This window comes from Streptomyces sp. NPDC110618, assembly GCF_055657065.1.
In genome coordinates this window covers 1-24,046 of sequence record NZ_JBVKBN010000012.1, presented here as the reverse complement: position 1 = coordinate 24,046, position 24,046 = coordinate 1, and the positions used below count along the sequence as shown (strand labels likewise).

The window sequence follows — 24,046 nt, the reverse complement described above, 5'->3', positions numbered from 1 at the left end:
GCGCGCGCTGCCGGAATGGCGCCGCACCCCACCTTCAGTCAGGAGAGACCGGTGTCAGACGTCCGTGTGATCATCCAACGCGATTCCGAGCGGGAAGAGCGCGTGGTGACGACGGGCACTACGGCCGCCGACCTCTTCGCCGGCGAGCGCTCGATCATCGCCGCGCGCGTGGACGGCGAGCTGAAGGACCTCACCTACGCCCCGGCCGACGGCGAGACCGTCGAGGGCGTCGAGATCTCCTCCGAGGACGGCCTGAACATCCTGCGCCACTCCACCGCGCACGTCATGGCGCAGGCCGTGCAGGAACTCTTCCCCGAGGCCAAGCTGGGCATCGGCCCGCCGGTCAAGGACGGCTTCTACTACGACTTCGACGTCGAGAAGCCGTTCACCCCCGAGGATCTCAAGGCCATCGAGAAGAAGATGCAGGAGATCCAGAAGCGCGGCCAGAAGTTCGCCCGCCGCGTGGTCACCGACGAGGCCGCCCGCGAGGAGCTGGCCGACGAGCCGTACAAGCTGGAGCTGATCGGCCTCAAGGGCTCCGCCTCCAGCGACGACGGCGCGGACGTCGAGGTCGGCGCCGGTGAGCTGACCATCTACGACAACCTGGACGCCAAGACCGGCGAGCTGTGCTGGAAGGACCTCTGCCGCGGTCCCCACCTGCCGTCCACCCGGCTGATCCCGGCGTTCAAGCTGATGCGCAACGCCGCCGCGTACTGGCGCGGCAGCGAGAAGAACCCGATGCTCCAGCGCATCTACGGCACCGCCTGGCCGTCCAAGGACGAGCTGAAGGCGTACCTGGACTTCCTCGCCGAGGCCGAGAAGCGCGACCACCGCAAGCTGGGCAACGAGCTCGACCTGTTCTCCATCCCCGAGCAGATCGGCTCCGGCCTCGCCGTCTTCCACCCCAAGGGCGGCATCGTCCGCCGCGTGATGGAGGACTACTCGCGCCGCCGCCACGAGGAGGAGGGCTACGAGTTCGTCTACACCCCGCACGCGACGAAGGGGAAGCTTTTCGAGACGTCCGGGCACCTCGACTGGTACGCCGAGGGCATGTACCCGCCCATGCAGCTCGACGAGGGCGTGGACTACTACCTCAAGCCCATGAACTGCCCGATGCACAACCTGATCTTCGACGCGCGCGGCCGGTCCTACCGTGAGCTGCCGCTGCGCCTGTTCGAGTTCGGGACGGTGTACCGCTACGAGAAGTCGGGCGTGGTGCACGGCCTGACCCGCGCGCGGGGCTTCACGCAGGACGACGCGCACATCTACTGCACCCGTGAGCAGATGTCGGACGAGCTCGACAAGACGCTCACCTTCGTGCTGGGGCTGCTGCGGGACTACGGCCTGGAGGACTTCTACCTGGAGCTGTCCACCAAGGACCCGGAGAAGTTCGTCGGCTCCGACGAGGTCTGGGAGGAGGCGACCGAGACCCTGCGTCAGGTCGCCGAGAAGCAGGGCCTCCCGCTGGTCCCGGACCCGGGTGGCGCGGCCTTCTATGGTCCGAAGATCTCCGTGCAGGCCCGCGACGCCATCGGCCGGACCTGGCAGATGTCGACCATCCAGCTCGACTTCAACCTGCCCGAGCGCTTCGACCTGGAGTACACCGCGGCGGACGGCTCCAAGCAGCGTCCGGTCATGATCCACCGCGCGCTGTTCGGCTCCATCGAGCGGTTCTTCGCCGTGCTGCTGGAGCACTACGCGGGCGCCTTCCCGGCATGGCTGGCGCCGGTGCAGGCGATCGGTATCCCGATCGGGGACGCGCACGTGGAGTACCTGCACAAGTTCGCCGCCGCGGGCAGGAAGAAGGGTCTGCGCATCGAGGTGGACTCGTCCTCGGACCGCATGCAGAAGAAGATCAGGAACGCGCAGAAGCAGAAGACCCCGTTCATGATCATCGCGGGCGACGAGGACATGGCCAACAACGCCGTCTCCTTCCGCTACCGCGACGGCTCGCAGGAGAACGGCATCCCCTTCGACGAGGCCATCGCGAAGATCGCGCAGGTCGTCGAGGAGCGGACGCAGGTCTGACCCGGCTGTCAGAGGCCCCCGGGGAGTTCACCTCCCTGGGGGCCTCTCGTCGTCCTCGCGGGAGAAGACCTGGATCAGCCAGGACGAGAAGGAGCCCGTCACCGCGCCGAGCAGGGCCAGGCCGCAGGCCATGACGCCGACCGCGATGGTGCGGCCCATCGCCGTCACGGGCGTGATGTCGCCGTAGCCGACGGTGGCGAGCGTGGAGCAGGTCCACCACACGGCGTCGCCGAAGGTCCGCATGTTCGCGCCCGGGGCGTCGTACTCGAAGGAGTAGACGGCAAGGGCGCCGGTGAAGCCGAGCAGGACGGTGGAGAGACCGGAGTAGACGATCACCCGGCCGTACAGGGGGAGCCGGGGTTCGCCGTGGTGGCGCTGTCTGGTCTCGTACGCGTTGACGATGCGCAACGGCCGCAGCAGGGGCAGCAGCAGGACCAGGGTGTCGAGCAGGTGCGTACGGACGAAGCGCGGCAGGCGCAGGCCGGTCAGCCGCCAGCGCACCGCGTAGTCGGCGGCGAACACCGCCCACGCGGCGAGCGTCACGACGAGGCAGAACACCCGCCAGCCCTCGCTCAGGCCGTGAGCGAGGATCCGGACCGCGTACGAGCCGAGGTAGGCGGCGGACGCCAGGGCGAGGGGTACCTCGGACTGGCGTTCCCAGCGGGCCTTGCGGCTGTCGTCCTCCACTCGCCCAGCTTGTCCCGGGGCGGCCCGAGCCGCGCCCCGGCGGCACCCCGTGGAGGGACGACGCCATATGCTGCACGCATGACGAGTGAGCCGGAGCAGCAGTGGGGAGTGGGGATCCAGGACGCGTTCCAGCGCCTGTGGACGCCCCATCGGATGGCGTACATCCAGGGTGAGAACAAGCCGACCGGTCCCGGAGCCGACGACGGCTGTCCCTTCTGCTCGATCCCGGCCAAGTCCGACGAGGACGGGCTGGTCGTCAAGCGCGGCGAGCAGGTGTACGCGGTGCTGAACCTGTACCCCTACAACGGCGGCCACCTCATGGTGGTGCCCTACCGGCATGTCGCCGACTACACGGACTTGACCGAGCCGGAGACGGTGGAGCTGGCGGCGCTGACGAAGCAGGCGATGACGGCGCTGCGCGCGGCGTCGGGGGCGCACGGGTTCAACATCGGCATGAACCAGGGCACGGTCGCCGGTGCGGGCATCGCGGCCCATCTGCACCAGCACATCGTTCCGCGGTGGGGCGGCGACACGAACTTCATGCCGGTGGTCGGGCACACGCGGGTGCTGCCGCAGTTGCTGGCGGACACCCGCAAGATGCTGGCGGAGGTCTGGCCGTCGGCCTGAGCAGGTGAAAGCCGCGGCCCGTGCCCCCAGGGGGGTACGGGCCGCGGCTGTTTGCCCCGCGGGCCTACGCGTCGTACACGTCAGCCTTCTTCGGTGCCGGGTCCTGGACGGCTCCGCTGAGGAAGGCGGAGCGGGCGCCGAACTTCTCGGTGTCCACGCCGTTCTCCTCCAGCACCTTGATGGCGGCGGCGTGCACCACGCGCAGGACCGGGGTGGCGGCGCGCAGGGCGTCGTCGGCCATGAAGCGGTGCCGCCAGGGCTTGTCGGCCCAGGCGTGCCGGAGTCCGAAGGGCTCGGGCAGGGTGAGGGAGCCGCCGAGCCAGTTGAGCAGCGGCGGGTACCAGCTGATGGGGGCGCGGGCGGCGAGCCGGACGACCTCGTCGGCGGTGACCAGCGGCAGTTTGATCGTCCGGGTCTCCCAGGGCTTGAGGGACTTCTGGACGGACTTGGTGGGCGCCTCGGACTTGGTGGTGAACAGGGAGTGCACGGGGCCGAGCGCGTGTCCGGTGACCTCGATGCGCAGGGTCTCGTGGAGCACGGTGACGGTGATCAGCATGGTGATGACGAGCTGGCCGTCCCACAGGGTCCACTGCACGCCCAGGTAGTGCCGGTCTCCGGCGCCGAACTGCTGCTTGTTGCAGATCTCCTGTATGGCGTGCGGCTTGACCTGGTAGGCCTCCACGTCGGTGCCGCCCGGTCGGGAGACCGAGCCGGCGTTCTCGCCGATCGGGGTGACGATCCAGTGGCGGATGGACGGGGTGGGGAAGCCGCCGGTGTTCAGCGGGCCGCGGGTGAGCATCTTCAGCTGGTCGTGGATGGACCTGATGACGTCCCAGCTGCGGAAGGGATGGATCTCGCGGCTCGGGTCGGCCGGGGCGAGGTCCTCGGCGAGCTGCCAGGCGCCCCAGCGGGTGCCCATGCCGAGGATGCCCTTGGGCCCGGCGTAGAAGACCGAGTTGGACTGCTGCTCGGCGCTGAGCTTGGCGAGGGACTGGCGCAGCTGCTCGGCGGCGGTCTCGTTGGGGCTGCTGGGCACGGCCTCGGGGACCTTGGCGCCGACGCTGCTGCCGGACAGCAGGCTGTCCCAGCGTGCGCGCAGGTCCTTGGCGGTGCGTTCGCAGATCTGCTTGGCGAGGTACCAGCCGGCGACGGGCATGACGACGGCGGCGCGCGCGTACCAGGCCCAGAAGCCGGTGAACGGCATCCGGACGAGGAAGATCACGGCGAGGGCGCCGACCGCGACGAGCAGGGCGGTGGCGAGGGCGCCGGCGCGTTTGTCGTCGCGCTTGGCCATGGTGCTGCGCAGTTGGAAGACGAGCAGCCAGATGAGCAGGCCGGGCAGGAAGAGGACACCGCACAGGACCATGACGAGGGTCAGGCGGTTGTCGCGTTCCCGGCGGATGTTGTTGGCGGCGAGGCAGTGCTCGACGACGACGGAGGGTTCGGCGCCGAAGGACTGGATGAGGGCGGCGCGGCCGGGGCCGATCATGCGGTTGATGATCGCGCGGGAGTACGCCTCGCCCAGGTTCGGTTTGAAGAGCTTGAGCTTGCCCTCGTTGACCTTCGACTGGTGCCATTCGCTGTTGGCGTCGAGGATCTTCTCGACGTCGCTGTCCCGGTAGGCGGCCGACGCCAGTGCGAACGTCGCCGTGAGTCCTTCGTCCCCTGTGCGCGGCACCTGGGGACCGAAGATGTCCCCGTAACCGCTGTCAACGGTCATTCCCGCCCCCCTCGCCGCTCACTGTCGTTCTGCGGCCTTCCCGACTTCCTTGCCCGGCACACCTGTTGATCAGGTCATCAGCGTATCCGCAGCCACCGACATTCGTCGGCGGACGGCCGAAGCCGCCCGCCGACGCGGAGGGGAGCGTTCCACAAAAGCCTTTCGGGTGGGGCGCGTTCGGTCCCACCCAGGGTGTGCCCGGTGCCAACTACGCGGAATCCCGCGTCTCTTCACGGATCCGGTCGGCGACCTGCTGCGGCATCGGCTCGTGCCGCGCGTAGGCGCGGCTGAAGCGGGCGGTGCCGTGCGACAGGGAGCGCAGGTCGACCGCGTACCGGCCGATCTCGATCTCCGGTACCTCGGCGCGGATCAACGTGCGCCCGCCGGGGGTCTGTTCGGTGCCGAGCACCCGGCCCCGGCGTCCGGACAGGTCGCTCATCACGGCGCCCACGTACTCGTCGCCGACCAGCACGGTCACCTCGGACACCGGTTCCAGCAGATGGATCTTCGCGTCGGCGGCGGCCTCCCGCAGGGCCAGGGCGCCCGCGGTCTGGAAGGCGGCGTCGGAGGAGTCCACCGAGTGCGCCTTGCCGTCGAGGAGGGTGATCCGGACGTCGATGAGCGGATGTCCGGCGGCGACGCCCTTGGCCGCCTGGGCGCGTACGCCCTTCTCCACCGACGGGATGAACTGGCGGGGCACCGCGCCGCCGACCACCTTGTCCACGAACTCGATGCCGGAACCTCCGGGCAGCGGCTCGACCTCGATCTCGCAGATGGCGTACTGCCCGTGCCCGCCGGACTGCTTCACATGCCGTCCGCGCCCGGCGGACCTGTCGGCGAAGGTCTCGCGCAGGGCGACCCGGTGCGGTACGACGTCGACCTGGACTCCGTAGCGGCTGCGCAGCCGTTCCAGGGCGACGTCGGCGTGGGCCTCGCCCAGGCACCACAGGACGACCTGGTGGGTGTCCTGGTTCTGCTCCAGGCGCATGGTGGGGTCCTCGGCGACCAGCCGGGACAGGCCCTGGGAGAGCTTGTCCTCGTCAGCCTTGCTGTGCGCCTGGATGGCGAGCGGCAGCAGCGGGTCGGGCATCTCCCACGGTTCCATCAGCAGCGGGTTGTCCTTCGCGGAGAGCGTGTCGCCGGTCTCGGCGCGGCCGAGCTTGGCCACGCAGGCCATGTCCCCGGCGATGCAGTGGCTCAGGGAGCGCTGCTGCTTGCCGAAGGGCCGGGACAGTGCGCCGATCCGTTCGTCGACGTCGTGGTCCTCGTGGCCGCGGTCGGCGAGGCCGTGTCCGGAGACGTGGACGGTCTCGTCGGGGCGCAGGGTGCCGGAGAAGACGCGCACCAGGGAGATCCGGCCGACGTAGGGGTCGGAGGCGGTCTTGACGACCTCGGCGACCAGCGGTCCGTCGGGGTCGCAGGTCTTCAGTTCGCGGGGTTTGCCGTCGATCGTGGTGACCCGGGGCGCCTCGCGCTCCAGCGGGGTCGGGAAGCCGCCGGTGATCAGCTCCAGGAGTTCGACGGTGCCGAGGCCCTGCCGGGCGCCCTCGGCCGCGGGGGCGGCGGCGAGGACGGGGAAGAAGACGCCGCGTGCGACGGCGCGCTCCAGGTCCTCGATCAGCGTCTTGATGTCGATCTGCTCACCGCCGAGGTAGCGGTCCATGAGGGTCTCGTCCTCGCTCTCGGAGATGATCCCCTCGATGAGCCGGTTGCGGGCCTCCTCGATCTGCGGCAGCTGGTCCTCGCCGGGTTCGGACTCCTTGCGCTCGCCGGAGGAGTAGTCGAACAGCTTCTGGGTCAGCAGGCCGATCAGCCCGGTCACGGGGGCGTGCCCGTCCGGTGCCTGCGGCCCGTGCAGGGGCAGGTAGAGCGGGAGGACGGCGTCGGGGTCGTCGGCGCCGAAGGCCTCGGCGCAGATCCGGGTCATCTCCTCGTAGTCCGCGCGCGCGGACTCCAGGTGGGTGATCACGATGGCGCGCGGCATGCCGACGGCCGCGCACTCCTCCCACACCATGCGGGTCGAGCCGTCCACGCCGTCGGAGGCGGAGACAACGAAAAGGGCCGCGTCCGCCGCTCGCAGACCGGCCCTGAGTTCCCCGACGAAGTCGGCGTATCCGGGGGTGTCCAGAAGATTGATCTTGATGCCGTCCCATTCGACGGGCACCAGGGAGAGCTGTACCGAGCGTTGCTGCCGGTGTTCGATGTCGTCGTAGTCGGAGACGGTGGTGCCGTCCTCCACGCGGCCCGCCCGGTTCACCGCCTGCGCGGTGAGGGCGAGAGCCTCCACCAATGTCGTCTTGCCCGATCCGGAGTGGCCGACCAGCACCACATTCCGTACGGACGCGGGGTGGTCGGCCGCCGTAGCCCTGCCGGCGGCTCCGGGGTGTGCGTTCGCCTTGTCGCCCATGGTCCTGCCTCCCGTGCACGGTGAGGTCGCTGTGGGCGCGGACATGCGGATCCGCGTGCGGTGGCGGCTCCGGTGACGCCCGCGGTTCTTCGAGCTTTCCACTCCGGTCGGGGCGCGTCCATACGACGGACGTGATCGCGCCCGCCGCCCGCGCGGATGGCGTGATCCGGCGCCCGTACGCCGCCCGCGCGCGGGCGTGGCTACGATGGGCCAGCCGGTGGCCAGCAGGGGCCGCGCGGCCACACCGAACCTCGGGAAGGCCATGCTGAACAAGTACGCGCGTGCATTCTTCACGCGTGTCCTCACACCGTTCGCCGCGTTTCTGATCCGGCGGGGGGTCAGCCCCGACACGGTGACGCTGATCGGCACCGCCGGTGTGGTGGCGGGCGCGCTGGTGTTCTATCCGCAGGGCGAGTTCTTCTGGGGCACGGTCGTGATCACGCTGTTCGTGTTCTCCGACCTCGTCGACGGCAACATGGCCCGCCAGCTGGGCCGCTCCAGCCGTTGGGGCGCGTTCCTGGACTCCACGCTCGACCGGGTCGCCGACGGCGCGATCTTCGGCGGCTTCGCCCTCTGGTACGCCGGGGGCGGCGACGACATCGTGCTGTGCGCGGTGTCGATCTTCTGTCTGGCGAGCGGCCAGGTGGTGTCGTACACCAAGGCCCGGGGCGAGTCGATCGGTCTGCCGGTCGCCGTGAACGGGCTGGTGGAGCGAGCCGAGCGGCTGGTGATCTCCCTGGTGGCGGCCGGTTTCGCGGGCCTGCACAAGTTCGGGGTGCCCGGCATCCAGTACCTGCTGCCGGTCGCGCTGTGGATCGTGGCCGTGGGCAGCCTGGTCACGCTGATCCAGCGGGTCGTCACGGTGCGCCGGGAGGCCGCCGAGGCGGACGCGGCCACGGCGGAGGAGAACTCCCCGCAAGGGAGCGAGGCGGCGAAATGAGCGCCCAGGAGCGGCTGACGGACACGCTGTACGGCCTGGGCTGGAGCACCGTCAAGAAGCTCCCCGAGCCGGTCGCGGTACGGCTCGGCCGGACCATCGCGGACGCCGTCTGGAAGCGGCGCGGCAAGGGCGTGCTGCGGCTGGAGAGCAACTACGCGCGCGTGGTGCCCGACGCCGGCCCGGAGCGGCTGAAGGAGCTGTCCCGCGCGGGGATGCGCTCGTACCTGCGCTACTGGATGGAGTCCTTCCGGCTGCCCGCGTGGAGTGCCGAGCGGGTGAGGACCGGTTTCGCGCCCAAGGACGTGCACTACCTCACCGACGGCCTCGCGTCCGACAAGGGCGTCATTCTCGCCCTGCCGCACCTGGGCAACTGGGACCTGGCGGGCGCCTGGGTGACCACCAAGCTGGAGACGCCGTTCACGACGGTCGCCGAGCGGCTGAGGCCGGAGAGCCTCTACGACCGCTTCGTCGCCTACCGCGAGGGGCTCGGCATGGAGGTGCTGCCGCACAGCGGCGGCTCCGCCTTCGGCACGCTGGCCCGGCGGCTGCGCGACGGCGGCCTGGTCTGCCTGGTCGCCGACCGCGACCTGTCCGCCTCGGGCGTCGAGGTGAAGTTCTTCGGCGAGACCGCCCGGATGCCGGCCGGACCGGCGCTGCTCGCCCAGCAGACGGGCGCGCTGCTGCTGCCGGTGACGCTCTGGTACGACGACTCGCCGGTGATGCAGGGACGCGTGCACCCGCCGGTCGAGGTGCCCGAGACAGGTACCCGGGCCGAGAAGACGTCTGTCATGACACAGGCGCTGGCCGACGCCTTCGCCACGGGGATCGCCGAGCATCCGGAGGACTGGCACATGCTGCAGCGTTTGTGGGTGGCCGACCTGGAGCCGCAGAAGGGCACGCCGTGAGGATCGGCATCGTCTGCCCGTACTCCTGGGACGTGCCGGGCGGCGTCCAGTTCCACATCCGGGACCTGGCCGAGTACTTCATCCGCCTGGGCCACGAGGTGTCCGTGCTGGCCCCGGCCGACGACGACACCCCGCTGCCGCCGTACGTCGTCTCGGCCGGGCGCGCGGTGCCGGTGCCGTACAACGGCTCGGTGGCCCGGCTGAACTTCGGGTTCCTGTCGGCCGCGCGGGTACGGCGCTGGCTGCACGACGGCAAGTTCGACGTGGTGCACATCCACGAGCCGTCCTCGCCGTCCCTGGGCCTGCTGACCTGCTGGGCGGCGCAGGGGCCGCTGGTGGCGACCTTCCACACCTCCAACCCGCGTTCCAAGGCGATGATCGCCGCCTACTCGATCCTCCAGGCGGCGCTGGAGAAGATCAGCGCGCGGATCGCGGTGAGCGAGTACGCCCGGCGCACGCTGGTGGAGCACCTGGGCGGGGACGCCGTCGTCATCCCCAACGGGGTCGACGTGGACTTCTTCGCCAAGGCCGAGCCCAAGGCGGAGTGGCAGGGCGACACCATCGGCTTCATCGGCCGGATCGACGAGCCCCGCAAGGGCCTGCCGGTGCTGATGAAGGCGCTGCCGAAGATCCTCGCGGCCCGCCCGCAGACCCGGCTGCTGGTCGCCGGACGCGGTGACGCCGAGGAGGCCGTGGAGGACCTGCCCGAGGAGCTGCGCTCACGGGTGGAGTTCCTCGGCATGGTCAGCGACGAGGACAAGGCCCGCCTGCTGCGCAGCGTCGACCTGTACGTCGCCCCCAACACCGGCGGGGAGAGCTTCGGGATCATCCTGGTCGAGGCGATGTCCGCCGGGGCGCCGGTGCTCGCCTCCGACCTGGACGCCTTCGCCCAGGTCCTCGACCAGGGCGCGGCCGGCGAGCTGTTCGCCAACGAGGACGCCGACGCCCTCGCCGAGGCGGCGGTACGGCTCCTGGAGGACCCCCGGCGGCGCGCGGAACTGCGCGAGCGGGGCAGTGTCCACGTGCGCCGCTTCGACTGGTCGACGGTCGGCGCGGACATCCTGTCGGTGTACGAGACGGTCACCGCGGGAGCGGCGGCCGTGGCGGCGGCCGACGACGAGCGCCCGGGACTGCGGGCGCGGCTGGGGCTGGCCAGGGACTGAGCGGTTCTGAGCGGGCCACGGGTCGGTAACCTTGCCGCCCGTGACCGCAACCCTGATCTGGATCCTCGTCGCGCTCGTCGCGATCGGTGTCTATCTGAGCTGGACGGCCGGGCGGCTGGACCGCCTGCACGCCCGCATCGACGCCACCCGCGCCGCCCTCGACGCGCAGTTGCTCCGCAGGGCCTCCGTGACCCAGGAACTGGCCACCTCCGGTGTGCTGGACCCCGCCGCCTCGATCGTCCTGTACGAGGCCGCGCACGCCGCCCGGCAGGCCGAGGAGGAGCACCGGGAGGTTGCCGAGAGCGAGTTGAGCCAGGCCCTGCGCGCGGTCTTCGCCGAGCAGGCCCAGGTCGAGGTGGTCCGGGAGGCGCCCGGGGGAGAGGAAGCCGCGCGGGAGCTGACCGAGGCGGTGCGCCGGGTTCCGATGGCCCGCCGCTTCCACAACGACGCCGTGGGCGCCGCCCGGCGCCTGCGCGAGCACCGCAAGGTCCGCTGGTTCCGGCTGGCCGGTCACGCCCCCTTCCCTATGGCCTTCGAGATGGACGACGAGCCGCCCGCGGCACTCACGGACCGGGCGGCCTGACCGGGGCCCGAAGCCCTGGGGCGGGTCCGCAGAGTCCCACGAGTCCCACGAGTTCCGCCCGCCGCCCGGACCGCTCTCTCCGGCGCTTCGCGCCGGGGCCGGCCCACTCGCCTCACCGGTCGGCCGCGCGTGCTGGCCGCGCGTACTGCTTGTACGCGGGCGGCCGACACGACTTCGCGGACCCGCCCCGGCCGTCCCCGTACAGAGCCGCGTGCGCCGCCCGCCTGCCCCGCGGCGCGCCCTCCCGGCGCCGCGGACCTCCACCCGCGCGCTGCGAGAGCCGGAACGTGACGATGCCCGGTACGCCCTTGGGGGAGGAGGAAGCGACACCGCCCGGTAGGCCCTTGGCGGACGACGCGGCACCGCCCCGGCGCGGCGGCGGCCGGGAAAACGATCCACCGGCTCACTATTGGCCCTTGCTGTGGCCTGGTCCCTTCACGTTTCCTCAGTGCTGCAGCAACCCTCTTTTCACGTTGTGAGGTCAAACCCGTGTCCATCACCGAGAACCAGGCTCCCGCCACCGGCACCGCCCGCGTCAAGCGCGGTATGGCCGAGCAGCTCAAGGGTGGCGTCATCATGGACGTCGTCACGCCGGAGCAGGCGAAGATCGCCGAGGACGCGGGCGCCGTCGCCGTCATGGCCCTGGAGCGGGTCCCGGCCGACATCCGCAAGGACGGCGGCGTGGCCCGGATGTCCGACCCGGACATGATCGAGGGCATCATCAACGCCGTCTCCATCCCGGTGATGGCCAAGTCCCGCATCGGCCACTTCGTCGAGGCCCAGGTCCTGCAGTCCCTCGGTGTGGACTACATCGACGAGTCCGAGGTCCTCACCCCGGCCGACGAGGTCAACCACTCCGACAAGTGGGCCTTCACCACCCCCTTCGTCTGCGGCGCCACCAACCTCGGTGAGGCCCTGCGCCGGATCGCCGAGGGCGCGGCCATGATCCGCTCCAAGGGCGAGGCCGGCACCGGCAACGTCGTCGAGGCCGTCCGCCACCTGCGCCAGATCAAGAACGAGATCGCCAAGCTGCGCGGCTTCGACAACAACGAGCTGTACGCCGCCGCCAAGGAGCTGCGCGCCCCGTACGAGCTGGTCAAGGAGGTCGCCGAGCTGGGCAAGCTGCCCGTCGTGCTGTTCTCCGCCGGTGGTGTGGCCACCCCGGCCGACGCCGCGCTCATGCGCCAGCTCGGCGCCGAGGGCGTCTTCGTCGGCTCCGGCATCTTCAAGTCCGGCGACCCGGCCAAGCGTGCCGCCGCCATCGTGAAGGCCACCACCTTCTACGACGACCCCAAGATCATCGCGGACGCCTCCCGCAACCTCGGCGAGGCCATGGTCGGCATCAACTGCGACACGCTCCCCGAGGCCGAGCGTTACGCGAACCGGGGCTGGTAATGGCCTCTCCCGTGATCGGAGTGCTCGCACTCCAGGGTGACGTACGGGAGCACCTCATCGCCCTGGCCGCGGCCGACGCCGTGGCCAGGCCGGTGCGCCGCCCCGAGGAGCTCGCCGAAGTGGACGGGCTGGTCATCCCCGGCGGGGAGTCCACCACCATCTCCAAGCTCGCCGTCCTGTTCGGCCTGATGGAACCGCTGCGCACGCGCGTGCGGGCCGGAATGCCCGTCTACGGCACCTGCGCCGGCATGATCATGCTCGCCGACAAGATCCTCGACCCGCGCTCCGGGCAGGAGACCTTCGGCGGCATCGACATGATCGTGCGCCGCAACGCCTTCGGACGCCAGAACGAGTCCTTCGAGGCGGCGCTCGACGTGCGTGGCATCGAGGGCGAGCCCGTGGAGGGCGTCTTCATCCGCGCCCCGTGGGTGGAGTCCGTCGGCGCCCAGGCCGAGGTGCTCGCCGAGCACGACGGCCACATCGTCGCCGTCCGCCAGGGCAACGCGCTCGCCACCTCGTTCCACCCGGAACTGACCGGCGACCACCGGGTGCACGGGCTGTTCGTCGACATGGTGCGCGCCAACCGGGCGGGCGAGTCCTTGTAGGATCTCTGGCGTTCGTACATGGATGGGTAACGCGAAGGAGACACGCAGATGTCCGGCCACTCTAAATGGGCCACGACGAAGCACAAGAAGGCCGTGATCGACGCCAAGCGCGGCAAGCTCTTCGCGAAGCTCATCAAGAACATCGAGGTCGCGGCCCGACTCGGCGGTGCCGACCCGGAGGGCAACCCGACGCTGTACGACGCCATCCAGAAGGCGAAGAAGCAGTCGGTCCCGAACAAGAACATCGACTCCGCGGTCAAGCGCGGCGCGGGCCTTGAGGCCGGCGGCGCCGACTACGAGACGATCATGTACGAGGGCTACGGCCCCAACGGTGTCGCGGTGCTCATCGAGTGCCTCACCGACAACCGCAACCGCGCCGCCTCCGACGTCCGGGTCGCCATGACCCGCAACGGCGGCTCCATGGCCGACCCGGGCTCGGTGGCGTACATGTTCAGCCGCAAGGGCGTCGTCATCGTCCCCAAGGGCGACAAGACCGAGGACGACATCCTGGAGGTCGTCCTGGACGCCGGTGCCGAGGAGGTCAACGACCTCGGTGAGTCCTTCGAGGTCATCAGCGAGGCCACCGACCTGGTCGCGGTCCGCACCGCCCTGCAGGAGGCCGGCGTCGACTACGACTCCGCCGAGTCCAGCTTCGTGCCGTCCGTCCAGGTCGAACTGGACGAGGAGGGCGCGCGCAAGATCTTCAAGCTGATCGACGCGCTGGAGGACAGCGACGACGTGCAGAACGTCTTCGCCAACTTCGACGTCAGCGACGAGATCATGGAGAAGGTCGACGCGTAACGCGCGCGCTGAACGAACGGATGACGGCGGGCCGGTGGGACACACCCCACCGGCCCGCCGCCGTTGTCAGTGGCACCAGATAGCCTGCACAAACAGGCGATCGACAGGGACCGGGACGTAAGGGGGGCGCGGTGCGCGTACTGGGGGTGGACCCCGGACTGACACGGTGCGGTGTCGGTGTCGTCGAAGGCGTCGCCGGGCGCCCGCTGACGATGCTCGGCGTCGGAGTCGTCCGTACGCCCGTGGACGCCGAACTGGGTCAGCGCCTGGTCGCCGTCGAACAGGGCATCGAGCAGTGGCTGGACGAGCACCGGCCCGAGTACGTCGCCGTGGAGCGCGTGTTCAGCCAGTACAACGTCCGCACCGTCATGGGCACCGCCCAGGCCAGCGCCGTCGCCATGCTGTGCGCCGCCCGCCGCGGCATCCCCGTCGCCCTGCACACCCCCAGCGAGGTCAAGGCCGCCGTCACCGGCAGCGGCCGCGCCGACAAGGCCCAGGTCGGCGCCATGGTCACCCGGCTGCTGAGGCTCGACGCGCCGCCCAAGCCGGCCGACGCCGCCGACGCCCTCGCCCTCGCCATCTGCCACATCTGGCGCGCCCCCGCGCAGAACCGACTCCAGCAGGCCGTGGCCCTGCACGCATCGAAAGGCCGTACGGCATGATCGCCTTCGTCAGCGGCCCGGTCGCCGCCCTCGCCCCCGATTCCGCGGTGGTCGAGGTGGGCGGGATCGGCATCGCGGTCCAGTGCACGCCGAACACGCTCTCCGGGCTGCGCACGGGCCAGCAGACCAAGCTCGCCACCTCCCTCGTCGTGCGCGAGGACTCGCTGACCCTGTACGGCTTCGCCGACGACGACGAGCGCCAGGTGTTCGAACTGCTCCAGACCGCGAGCGGCGTCGGACCGCGCCTGGCCCAGGCGATGCTCGCCGTGCACTCCCCGGACGCCCTGCGCAGGGCCGTCGCGACCGGTGACGAGAAGGCCCTCACCGCGGTCCCCGGCATCGGCAAGAAGGGCGCTCAGAAGCTGCTGCTGGAGCTGAAGGACCGCCTCGGCGAGCCCATCGGCGCCCCCGCGGTCGGCGCCCCCGTCTCCCAGGGCTGGCGCGACCAGCTGCACGCCGCCCTGATCGGCCTCGGCTACGCCACCCGCGAGGCCGACGAGGCCGTGAGCGCCGTCGCCCCGCAGGCCGAGGCCGCCGGGGGCACGCCCCAGGTCGGCCAGCTGCTCAAGGCGGCCCTGCAGACCCTCAACCGCGCCCGCTGACCGCCCACCACCGCTGAGGCACACCACCTATGAACTGGGACGACACCACCGACACCGGCGCCGCCGACGAGGAGCGGCTGGTGGGCTCCGTCGCCGACCGTGAGGACCAGGCCGTCGAGGCCGCGCTGCGCCCGAAGGACCTGGACGAGTTCATCGGCCAGGAGAAGGTCCGCGAACAGCTCGACCTGGTCCTGCGCGCCGCCCGCGCGCGCGGCGCCACCGCCGACCACGTCCTGCTCTCCGGCGCCCCCGGCCTCGGCAAGACCACCCTGTCGATGATCATCGCCGCCGAGATGGGCGCCCCCATCCGCATCACCTCCGGCCCCGCCATCCAGCACGCCGGAGACCTCGCGGCGATCCTGTCCTCCCTGCAGGAGGGCGAGGTCCTCTTCCTCGACGAGATCCACCGCATGTCCCGGCCCGCCGAGGAGATGCTGTACATGGCGATGGAGGACTTCCGCGTCGACGTCATCGTCGGCAAGGGCCCCGGCGCCACCGCCATCCCCCTGGAGCTGCCGCCCTTCACCCTGGTCGGCGCCACCACCCGCGCGGGCCTGCTGCCGCCCCCGCTGCGCGACCGCTTCGGCTTCACCGCGCACATGGAGTTCTACGAGCCCGCCGAACTGGAGCGCGTCGTCCACCGCTCCGCGAACCTCCTGGACGTCGAGATCGACCCCGCCGGAGCCGCCGAGATCGCCGGCCGCTCCCGCGGCACGCCCCGTATCGCCAACCGTCTGCTGCGCCGCGTCCGCGACTACGCCCAGGTCAAGGCGGACGGACTGATCACCCGGGAGATCGCGGCGGCGGCCCTCGCCGTCTACGAGGTCGACGCCCGCGGCCTGGACCGGCTGGACCGGGCCGTCCTGGAAGCCCTGCTCAAGCTGTTCGGCGGCGGCCCCGTCGGCCTGTCCACGCTCGCCGTGGCGGTGGGGGAGGAGCGCGAGACCGTCGAGGAGGTCGCCGAGCCCTTCCTGGTCAGGGAGGGACTGCTGGCCCGTACCCCCCGCGGCCGGGTGGCCACGCCCGCCGCATGGGCGCATCTCGGCCTCACTCCGCCGCGCTCCCAGAGGGCCGGAACCGGACAACAGGACCTGTTCGGGACGTGAGGACACCGTGACCGCGCCATGACGGCGCGGTATTGGCCGGGTCAGGAACCTGGGTGCCATGCTGAGCGTTGTTCCTTGCGCGCGGACTCGCTTAGACTCCGCCGATGCCGCCCTTGTCGGCGGCGCACGACACCCCCAACCATCAGGCCGCTCCCCAACGCGGTCGCGTGAAGGAAGTTCCCACCCGTGAGTCTCGTGACCCTCCTCCCGTTCATCGTGCTCATCGGGGCCATGTTCCTGATGACCCGGTCGGCCAAGAAGAAGCAGCAGCAGGCCGCCGACATGCGGAACCAGATGCAGCCCGGTTCCGGCGTCCGCACCATCGGGGGCATGTATGCCACCGTCAAGGAGGTCAGCGACGACACCGTCCTCCTCGACGCGGGCCCGGGCGTGGAACTGCTCTTCGCCAAGAACGCCATCGGTGCCGTCCTGTCCGACGACGAGTACAACCGCATCGTCCACGGCATCGAGCACGACCTGAAGACCGACGCCGACGTCGTCCCGGACGACGCCTCCTCCCTCACCGAGACCGACGACGCTGCCGCCGCCTCCGACGAGAAGTCCGTCGACCTCGGTAAGAAGGACGCGGACACCGACGAGGAGCCCGCTGACGACGTCGCGGCCGCCGAGACGAAGGCCGACAGCGAGCCGAAGAAGTCCGACGGCGACACCGACGCGAAGTAGCCGCTGACCCAGGGCGCGCCGTCCCCGTTCGCGCGCCCCGGGACACACGCGGCTCCCGCAGGGGGTCCCGACCACTGTCATGGCCGCCGCCGCCCACCCGGCGCACGGCGGCCCGAGAGGGAGTACGAGAAGGTGGCAGCACCTAAGAAGGGCCGGAGCGCGGGCGCCCAGAGCAGGCCAGGGCGCTCGCTGGTCCTCATTCTGATCGCCATGGTGGCGCTCACCGGAGGGATGTTCCTCTCCGGGCACACCACCCCGCGTCTCGGTATCGACCTGGCTGGCGGTACCAGCATCACACTGCGCGCGGAGGCGGAGCCGGGCCAGGAATCCGCGATCAACAAGACCAATATGAACACCGCCGTCGACATCATGGAGCGGCGCGTCAACGGTCTTGGTGTCTCGGAGGCCGAGGTCCAGACCCAGGGCGACCGGAACATCATCGTCAACATCCCCAAGGGCACCAACTCCAAGGAGGCCCGGGACCAGGTCGGCACCACCGCCAAGCTCTACTTCCGCCCGGTCATCGCGACCGAGGTGTCCGGCGTCGCCCCGCCGGCCAGCCCGTCCCCGAGCGCCACGGGCAGCTCCAAGGACAAGGCCGGCGACAAGGACAAGGAGAAGGACGCCGACAAGGAAGAGGCCACTTCCTCCTCGTCCCCCTCGGTGACCTCCACCCCGTCGGCGACCTCGACGACCCAGGGCCGGGCCGCCTCCGACGCCCTGAAGGCCGACCCGACCCCGTCGGACAGCGCGAGCTCCACCGCCTCCCCGTCGGCCAGCCCCTCCGGCGCCGCCGACAGCGGCAAGGTCGAGGAGCAGTACGCCAAGCTCGACTGTACCGACGAGAAGGCCCGCTCCAAGGCCGGCGAGGGCTCCAAGCCCGAGGACTCCACCGTCGCCTGCGGCCAGAACGCGCAGGGCCAGTGGCAGAAGTACATCCTCGGCCCGGCCGCCGTCGACGGCACCGACGTGGACGAGGCCGACGCGGTCTTCAATACCCAGACCGCCGCCGGCTGGACCGTCACCATGAAGTTCACCGGCGAGGGCCGCAAGAAGTTCGGCGACATCACCGGCGAGCTCGCCCAGAAGCAGTCCCCGCAGAACCAGTTCGCGATCGTCCTGGACAACGAGGTCGTCTCCGACCCGTTCGTCCGTGAGGCCCTCACGGGCGGCACCGCCGAGATCTCCGGCAACTTCGACCAGGAGTCCGCGCAGAGCCTCGCCAACATGCTGTCGTACGGCGCCCTGCCGCTGTCCTTCAGCGAGGACAGCGTCACCACCGTCACCGCCGCGCTCGGCGGCGAGCAGCTGCGGGCCGGTCTGATCGCCGGCGCCATCGGCCTCGCCCTGGTCGTGATCTACCTGGTGGTCTACTACCGCGGCCTGTCGCTCATCGCGGTGGCCTCGCTGCTGGTCTCCGCCGCCCTCACCTACGTGATCATGTCGCTGCTCGGCCCGGCCATCGGCTTCGCGCTGAACCTGCCGGCCGTCTGCGGTGCCATCGTCGCCATCGGTATCACCGCCGACTCGTTCATCGTCTACTTCGAACGCGTCCGCGACGAGATCCGCGAGGGTCGCACCCTGCGCCCCGCCGTGGAGCGGGCCTGGCCGCGCGCCCGGCGCACCATCCTGGTCTCCGACTTCGTGTCGTTCCTGGCCGCGGCGGTGCTGTTCGTCGTCACCGTCGGCAAGGTCCAGGGCTTCGCGTTCACGCTCGGTCTGACCACCCTGCTCGACGTGGTCGTCGTGTTCCTGTTCACCAAGCCGCTGCTGACGCTCCTGGCGCGCCGGAAGTTCTTCGCCAGCGGCCATCCCTGGTCCGGCCTCGACCCCAAGCGCCTCGGCGCCCAGCCGCCGCTGCGCCGCACCCGCCGTCCCGCAGGCCCCGTCGACCCGAAGGAGGCCTGAGATGTCGAAGCTCGGCACCCTCGGCGCCCGACTGCACCGTGGCGAAATCGGCTACGACTTCATCGCCAACCGCAAGATCTGGTACGGCCTGTCCATCCTGATCACCATCACGGCGATCGTGGGCCTCGCGGTGCGCGGCCTGAACATGGGCATCGAGTTCCAGGGCGGCGCGGTCTTCACCACCCCGAAGACCGAGGTCTCCGTCTCCCAAGCGCAGGAGTGGGCGGAAGAGGCCTCCGGCCACGACGCCATCGTCCAGAAGCTCGGCGACGGCAAGCTGCGCATCCAGGTCTCGGGCATCGAGACCAAGGAGGCCGACCGGGTCTCCGCGGAGCTGGCCAAGGACCTCAAGGTCGACGAGAACGACGTCACCGGCGAGCTGGTCGGCCCCAGCTGGGGTGAGCAGATCGCCCAGAAGGCCTGGCAGGGCCTCGGGATCTTCCTGGTCCTCGTGGTGATCTACCTGGCGATCGCGTTCGAGTGGCGCATGGCGCTCGCCGCGTTCGTCGCCCTGATCCACGACATCACCATCACCGTCGGCATCTACGCCCTGGTGGGCTTCGAGGTCACCCCGGGTACGGTGATCGGTCTGCTGACCATCCTCGGTTACTCGCTCTACGACACGGTCGTCGTCTTCGACAGCCTCAAGGAGCAGACGAAGGACATCACCAAGCAGACCCGCTGGACCTACAGCGACGTCGCCAACCGCTCCATCAACAGCACTCTGGTCCGCTCCATCAACACCACGGTGGTCGCGCTGCTGCCGGTGGCGGGCCTGCTGTTCATCGGCGGCGGCTTCCTCGGCGCGGGCATGCTGAACGACATCTCGCTGTCGCTGTTCGTCGGCCTCGCGGCCGGTGCGTACTCGTCGATCTTCATCGCCACGCCGCTCGTCGCCGACCTCAAGGAGCGCGAGCCGCAGATGAAGGCGCTGCGCAAGCGTGTCATGGCCAAGCGGGCGCAGGCCGCGTCCGCTCCGGCGGGCGCCGTCGACGAGCCCCTGACCGACGAGGTGGACGACGACGCCGCGGCCGCGGTCGTCGGCCCCCGTACCCAGCCCGCGTCCCGCAACCGTGGCCGTGGCCGTCCCTCGGGGAAGCGCCGATGACCGACGTGCAGGAGCTGCTGCTGAGCCGTATCCGCGATGTGGCCGACTACCCGGAGCCGGGCGTGATGTTCAAGGACATCACCCCGCTCCTGGCGGACCCGGCGGCGTTCACCGTGCTCACCGACAGCCTCGCGCAGGTCGCCGAGCGCACCGGCGCCACCAAGGTCGTCGGTCTGGAGGCCCGTGGGTTCATCCTCGGCGCCCCCGTCGCCGTCCGCGCCGGACTCGGCTTCATCCCGGTCCGCAAGGCGGGCAAGCTCCCCGGAGCCACCCTCAGCCAGGCCTACGACCTGGAGTACGGCTCCGCGGAGATCGAGGTGCACGCCGAGGACCTCGGCGCCGAGGACCGGGTCCTGGTCGTCGACGACGTCCTGGCCACCGGCGGCACCGCCGAGGCGTCGATCCAGCTCATCCGCAGGGCGGGCGCCGAGGTCGCGGGCCTCGCCGTGCTGATGGAACTGGGCTTCCTCGGCGGCCGCGACCGCCTGGCACCGGCCCTCGGCGGAGCCCCGCTGGAGGCGCTGCTCACCATCTGAGGCCCGACCCGCACCACGCGCACCGCACCGAACGCCCCGCGCCCCTCAGGGACGCGGGGCGTCGTGCTGGGGCGTGGGCTGAGCAGCCGGGCGCGGTGGGCGATCCCCGCGGCCGGTGTTCGGCAGTTCCGGGCCGGCGCTGCACCCGAGCAACGGCACCTCGTTGACCCGAAACCGCCGAACACCTCCACCCGGCCCCAGCCCCGACCCCGGCCTTGGCCTCTGCCCCGGGCCAGCCGGCTTCCGGCCCCCGGCTCCGGTCCTTGACCTACGGCCCCGGCTCCCGGCCTCGCCCTTGGCCTCCGCCCCGGGCTCCTCGGCCTCGGCCTCCGCCCCCGGCCCGCGACCTCCGGCCCCCGGCTCCCGGCCTCGGCCTTGGCTTCCGCCTCCCGGCCTGCGGCTTCCGGCCCCCGGCTTCGGCCCTTGACCTACGGCCCCGGCTCCCGGCCCCGGCCCCGGCCTTGGCCTCCGAGTCCGGCTCCGGCCCTTGACCTACGGCCCCTGCTCCCGGCCTTGGCCTTGGCCTCCGCCTCTGGCTCCGGCCCTTGACCTACGGCCCCTGCTCCCGGCCTTGGCCTCCGCCCCCCGGCCCGCGGCTTCGGGCCCCCGCCTCTGGCCCTTGACCAGCGGCCCCGGCTCCCGACCACGGCCTCGGCCTCCGCCCCTGGCCCGCGGCTCCCGAACTCGGCCCCGGCTTCCGGCCTCGACCTTGGCCTCCGCCCCCGGCCCGCGGCTTCCGGCCCCCGACCCCGGCGGTGTCCTGGGAGTCCTGGGAATCGGACGTCAGTCCCACGCGTTTCCCCGGTCTACAGGTCTCACCAAACGGCCTGAAGGCGATCCTCGGGCGCAGGATCGCTACCATGGGGTCTCCGGAGCCTGACCGGGGGACCCGGATCGCGCACGAGGAGCCCTCTTGCCAGACGAGGCCCAGCACCTGACCGCCGCCAAGCCCGACGCCTCGGGCCCCGCGGCCAAGCCCGCGCCGGACACGTCGACCGCGAAGAACACCGGCAGCGACGTCCACGGGCCGGTCGAGCACGGCCAGTCCGCGCCCGCCCGCAAGTCGGCCGAGCAGTCGCGCCCCAAGCCGGCCCCGCCCGAGCGCCCCGCCACGCCCGCCGTGCGCCCGAACACCGGCCAGCCGCCCCGCTCCGGCTCCTCCAACCGCGTCCGCGCCCGCCTGGCCCGCCTCGGCGTCCAGCGCTCCAACCCGTACAACCCGGTGCTGGAGCCGCTGCTGCGGATCGTGCGCAGCAACGACCCGAAGATCGAGAGCGCGACCCTGCGCCAGATCGAGAAGGCCTACCAGGTCGCCGAGCGCTGGCACCGCGGCCAGAAGCGCAAGAGCGGCGACCCGTACATCACGCACCCCCTCGCGGTGACCACCATCCTCGCCGAGCTCGGCATGGACCCGGCCACGCTGATGGCGGGCCTGCTGCACGACACCGTCGAGGACACCGAGTACGGCCTGGACCAGCTGCGCCGTGACTTCGGCGACTCCGTCGCGCTGCTCGTCGACGGCGTCACCAAGCTGGACAAGGTCAAGTTCGGCGAGGCCGCGCAGGCCGAGACCGTGCGCAAGATGGTCGTCGCCATGGCCAAGGACCCCCGCGTCCTGGTCATCAAGCTCGCCGACCGCCTGCACAACATGCGCACCATGCGCTACCTCAAGCGCGAGAAGCAGGAGAAGAAGGCGCGCGAGACCCTGGAGATCTACGCGCCGCTCGCCCACCGCCTGGGCATGAACACCATCAAGTGGGAGCTGGAGGACCTCGCCTTCGCGATCCTCTACCCCAAGATGTACGACGAGATCGTGCGGCTGGTGGCCGAGCGCGCCCCCAAGCGGGACGAGTACCTGGCCATAGTGACCGACGAGGTCCAACAAGACCTGCGCGCCGCCCGCATCAAGGCCACCGTCACGGGCCGCCCGAAGCACTACTACAGCGTCTACCAGAAGATGATCGTCCGCGGCCGTGACTTCGCGGAGATCTACGACCTGGTGGGCATCCGCGTCCTGGTGGACACCGTCCGCGACTGCTACGCGGCCCTGGGCACCGTCCACGCCCGCTGGAACCCGGTTCCGGGGCGGTTCAAGGACTACATCGCGATGCCCAAGTTCAACATGTACCAGTCGCTGCACACGACGGTCATCGGCCCCAACGGCAAGCCGGTCGAGCTGCAGATCCGCACCTTCGACATGCACCGCCGCGCCGAGTACGGCATCGCCGCGCACTGGAAGTACAAGCAGGAGGCCGTCGCCGGCGCCTCCAAGGTGCGCACCGACGTGCCGAAGGCGGGCAAGGGCAAGGACGACCACCTCAACGACATGGCGTGGCTGCGCCAGCTGCTGGACTGGCAGAAGGAGACCGAGGACCCGGGCGAGTTCCTGGAGTCCCTGCGCTTCGACCTGTCCCGCAACGAGGTCTTCGTCTTCACCCCCAAGGGTGATGTCATAGCGCTCCCGGCCGGTGCCACCCCGGTGGACTTCGCCTACGCCGTGCACACCGAGGTCGGCCACCGCACGATAGGTGCCCGGGTCAACGGGCGGCTGGTACCGCTCGAATCGACCCTGGACAACGGTGACCTGGTGGAGGTCTTCACTTCCAAGGCGGCCGGCGCGGGGCCCTCCCGGGACTGGCTCGGCTTCGTGAAGTCGCCGCGCGCCCGCAACAAGATCCGCGCCTGGTTCTCCAAGGAACGCCGCGACGAGGCCATCGAGCAGGGCAAGGACGCCATCGCGCGGGCGATGCGCAAGCAGAACCTGCCGATCCAGCGCATCCTCACCGGCGACTCCCTGGTCACGCTGGCGCACGAGATGCGCTACCCGGACATCTCCTCGCTGTACGCGGCGATCGGCGAGGGCCATGTGGCCGCGCAGAACGTCGTGCAGAAGCTGGTGCAGGCGCTCGGCGGCGAGGAGGCGGCCACCGAGGAGATCGACGAGGCGGTCCCGCCCGCCCGCGCCCGCAGCCGCAAGCGGCGCAGCAGCCAGGACCCCGGAGTCGTGGTCAAGGGCGTCGACGACGTCTGGGTCAAGCTCGCGCGCTGCTGTACACCCGTTCCGGGCGACCCGATCATCGGCTTTGTCACTCGTGGTAGTGGCGTATCGGTTCACCGCAGTGACTGCGTCAACGTGGAGTCACTGTCCCGTGAGCCCGAGCGCATCCTGGACGTGGAGTGGGCGCCCACCCAGTCCTCGGTGTTCCTGGTCGCCATCCAGGTCGAGGCGCTGGACCGCTCCCGGCTGCTGTCGGACGTCACCCGCGTTCTGTCCGACCAGCACGTCAACATCCTCTCCGCCGCCGTGCAGACCTCCCGCGACCGCGTCGCCACCTCGCGGTTCACCTTCGAGATGGGCGACCCCAAGCACCTGGGGCACGTCCTGAAGGCGGTCCGGGGCGTGGAGGGCGTGTACGACGTGTACCGCGTGACCTCGGCCCGCAGCCGCTCGTAGGAATACGGAAAAGGGCCCCGCACCCGAAGGGACGCTGTTGGTTTATTCGGGCCCTTGATCACTTCGCCCCGTTGAGCGTCAGCTCGGCGGGGCGAAGTGCTGCGAAGTGGCTGGTGCGGGTGCGG

20 protein-coding genes are annotated in these 24,046 nt (G+C 70.8%); 17 read left to right on the top strand and 3 right to left on the bottom strand.

The window, feature by feature from the left end; all coding sequences use genetic code 11:
- Window positions 1–51 precede the first annotated feature (51 nt).
- On the top strand, window positions 52–2,028 hold the full coding sequence (gene thrS / locus ACZ7L7_RS21020; RefSeq protein ID WP_285511423.1) for a threonine--tRNA ligase: 1,977 nt from the start codon (window positions 52–54) through the stop codon (window positions 2,026–2,028).
- A gap of 27 nt (window positions 2,029–2,055) precedes the next feature.
- Here the strand turns inward: thrS and ACZ7L7_RS21015 are convergent, their stop codons facing one another.
- Window positions 2,056–2,715, bottom strand: coding sequence for a potassium channel family protein (locus ACZ7L7_RS21015; RefSeq protein ID WP_471591725.1), 660 nt, complete (start codon window positions 2,713–2,715; stop codon window positions 2,056–2,058).
- A 78-nt stretch (window positions 2,716–2,793) separates the two neighbouring features.
- Here ACZ7L7_RS21015 and ACZ7L7_RS21010 point away from each other — a divergent pair, with 78 nt between their 5' ends.
- Window positions 2,794–3,342, top strand: coding sequence for an HIT family protein (locus ACZ7L7_RS21010; RefSeq protein ID WP_285511421.1), 549 nt, complete (start codon window positions 2,794–2,796; stop codon window positions 3,340–3,342).
- A 64-nt stretch (window positions 3,343–3,406) separates the two neighbouring features.
- On the opposite strand, the gene ACZ7L7_RS21005 is transcribed toward ACZ7L7_RS21010, so the two are convergent.
- Complete coding sequence (locus tag ACZ7L7_RS21005) at window positions 3,407–5,062, bottom strand: hypothetical protein (protein WP_285511420.1); 1,656 nt, start codon at window positions 5,060–5,062, stop codon at window positions 3,407–3,409.
- Window positions 5,063–5,270: 208 nt separating this feature from the next.
- Entirely contained in the window at window positions 5,271–7,469 is a 2,199-nt protein-coding gene (locus ACZ7L7_RS21000; RefSeq protein ID WP_285511419.1) for an elongation factor G-like protein EF-G2, read from the bottom strand.
- 205 nt (window positions 7,470–7,674) lie between these two features.
- Between ACZ7L7_RS21000 and pgsA the strand changes: the two genes are divergently transcribed.
- The 15 genes from pgsA to ACZ7L7_RS20925 all read left to right on the top strand — a co-directional run bounded on the left by pgsA (window position 7,675) and on the right by ACZ7L7_RS20925 (window position 23,921).
- A complete protein-coding gene (gene pgsA, locus ACZ7L7_RS20995; RefSeq protein ID WP_285511418.1) occupies window positions 7,675–8,409 on the top strand; it encodes a phosphatidylinositol phosphate synthase in 735 nt (244 codons plus the stop codon).
- Window positions 8,406–9,314, top strand: coding sequence for a phosphatidylinositol mannoside acyltransferase (locus tag ACZ7L7_RS20990; protein WP_471429885.1), 909 nt, complete (start codon window positions 8,406–8,408; stop codon window positions 9,312–9,314). Before pgsA ends, ACZ7L7_RS20990 begins: the two co-directional genes overlap by 4 nt.
- Complete coding sequence (locus ACZ7L7_RS20985; protein WP_471429887.1) at window positions 9,311–10,477, top strand: glycosyltransferase family 4 protein; 1,167 nt, start codon at window positions 9,311–9,313, stop codon at window positions 10,475–10,477. The genes ACZ7L7_RS20990 and ACZ7L7_RS20985 overlap by 4 nt, the downstream gene beginning before the upstream one ends.
- Window positions 10,478–10,517: 40 nt before the next feature.
- Window positions 10,518–11,060, top strand: coding sequence for a hypothetical protein (locus ACZ7L7_RS20980; protein ID WP_285511415.1), 543 nt, complete (start codon window positions 10,518–10,520; stop codon window positions 11,058–11,060).
- 489 nt (window positions 11,061–11,549) lie between these two features.
- Entirely contained in the window at window positions 11,550–12,455 is a 906-nt protein-coding gene (pdxS, locus tag ACZ7L7_RS20975) for a pyridoxal 5'-phosphate synthase lyase subunit PdxS (RefSeq protein WP_285511413.1), read from the top strand.
- Complete coding sequence (gene pdxT, locus ACZ7L7_RS20970) at window positions 12,455–13,060, top strand: pyridoxal 5'-phosphate synthase glutaminase subunit PdxT (protein ID WP_471591728.1); 606 nt, start codon at window positions 12,455–12,457, stop codon at window positions 13,058–13,060. The genes pdxS and pdxT overlap by 1 nt, the downstream gene beginning before the upstream one ends.
- 48 nt (window positions 13,061–13,108) lie before the next feature.
- Window positions 13,109–13,861 carry a YebC/PmpR family DNA-binding transcriptional regulator gene (locus tag ACZ7L7_RS20965; RefSeq protein ID WP_285511411.1) on the top strand — a complete coding sequence of 251 codons (753 nt, stop codon included), beginning with the start codon at window positions 13,109–13,111 and terminating at the stop codon, window positions 13,859–13,861.
- 131 nt (window positions 13,862–13,992) lie between these two features.
- Window positions 13,993–14,523, top strand: a complete 531-nt coding sequence (gene ruvC, locus ACZ7L7_RS20960; protein ID WP_285511410.1) for a crossover junction endodeoxyribonuclease RuvC — start codon at window positions 13,993–13,995, stop codon at window positions 14,521–14,523.
- Window positions 14,520–15,125 carry a Holliday junction branch migration protein RuvA gene (gene ruvA, locus ACZ7L7_RS20955; protein WP_285511409.1) on the top strand — a complete coding sequence of 202 codons (606 nt, stop codon included), beginning with the start codon at window positions 14,520–14,522 and terminating at the stop codon, window positions 15,123–15,125. The genes ruvC and ruvA overlap by 4 nt, the downstream gene beginning before the upstream one ends.
- A 29-nt stretch (window positions 15,126–15,154) precedes the next feature.
- Window positions 15,155–16,231, top strand: coding sequence for a Holliday junction branch migration DNA helicase RuvB (ruvB, locus tag ACZ7L7_RS20950; RefSeq protein ID WP_471429893.1), 1,077 nt, complete (start codon window positions 15,155–15,157; stop codon window positions 16,229–16,231).
- 186 nt (window positions 16,232–16,417) lie between these two features.
- Window positions 16,418–16,915 (top strand): preprotein translocase subunit YajC, encoded by a 498-nt coding sequence (gene yajC / locus ACZ7L7_RS20945; RefSeq protein ID WP_093718972.1) that lies wholly within the window; start codon window positions 16,418–16,420, stop codon window positions 16,913–16,915.
- A 132-nt stretch (window positions 16,916–17,047) separates the two neighbouring features.
- The gene (secD, locus tag ACZ7L7_RS20940; RefSeq protein ID WP_285511407.1) at window positions 17,048–18,823 is read left to right on the top strand and encodes a protein translocase subunit SecD; all 1,776 of its coding nucleotides are present in this window, start codon (window positions 17,048–17,050) and stop codon (window positions 18,821–18,823) included.
- A 1-nt stretch (window position 18,824) separates the two neighbouring features.
- A complete protein-coding gene (gene secF / locus ACZ7L7_RS20935; RefSeq protein WP_472076783.1) occupies window positions 18,825–19,931 on the top strand; it encodes a protein translocase subunit SecF in 1,107 nt (368 codons plus the stop codon).
- Window positions 19,928–20,467: an adenine phosphoribosyltransferase gene (locus ACZ7L7_RS20930; protein WP_285511405.1), complete on the top strand. Its 540-nt coding sequence runs from the start codon at window positions 19,928–19,930 to the stop codon at window positions 20,465–20,467. Before secF ends, ACZ7L7_RS20930 begins: the two co-directional genes overlap by 4 nt.
- A 913-nt stretch (window positions 20,468–21,380) precedes the next feature.
- The gene (locus ACZ7L7_RS20925) at window positions 21,381–23,921 is read left to right on the top strand and encodes a RelA/SpoT family protein (protein WP_285511404.1); all 2,541 of its coding nucleotides are present in this window, start codon (window positions 21,381–21,383) and stop codon (window positions 23,919–23,921) included.
- Window positions 23,922–24,046 lie beyond the last annotated feature (125 nt).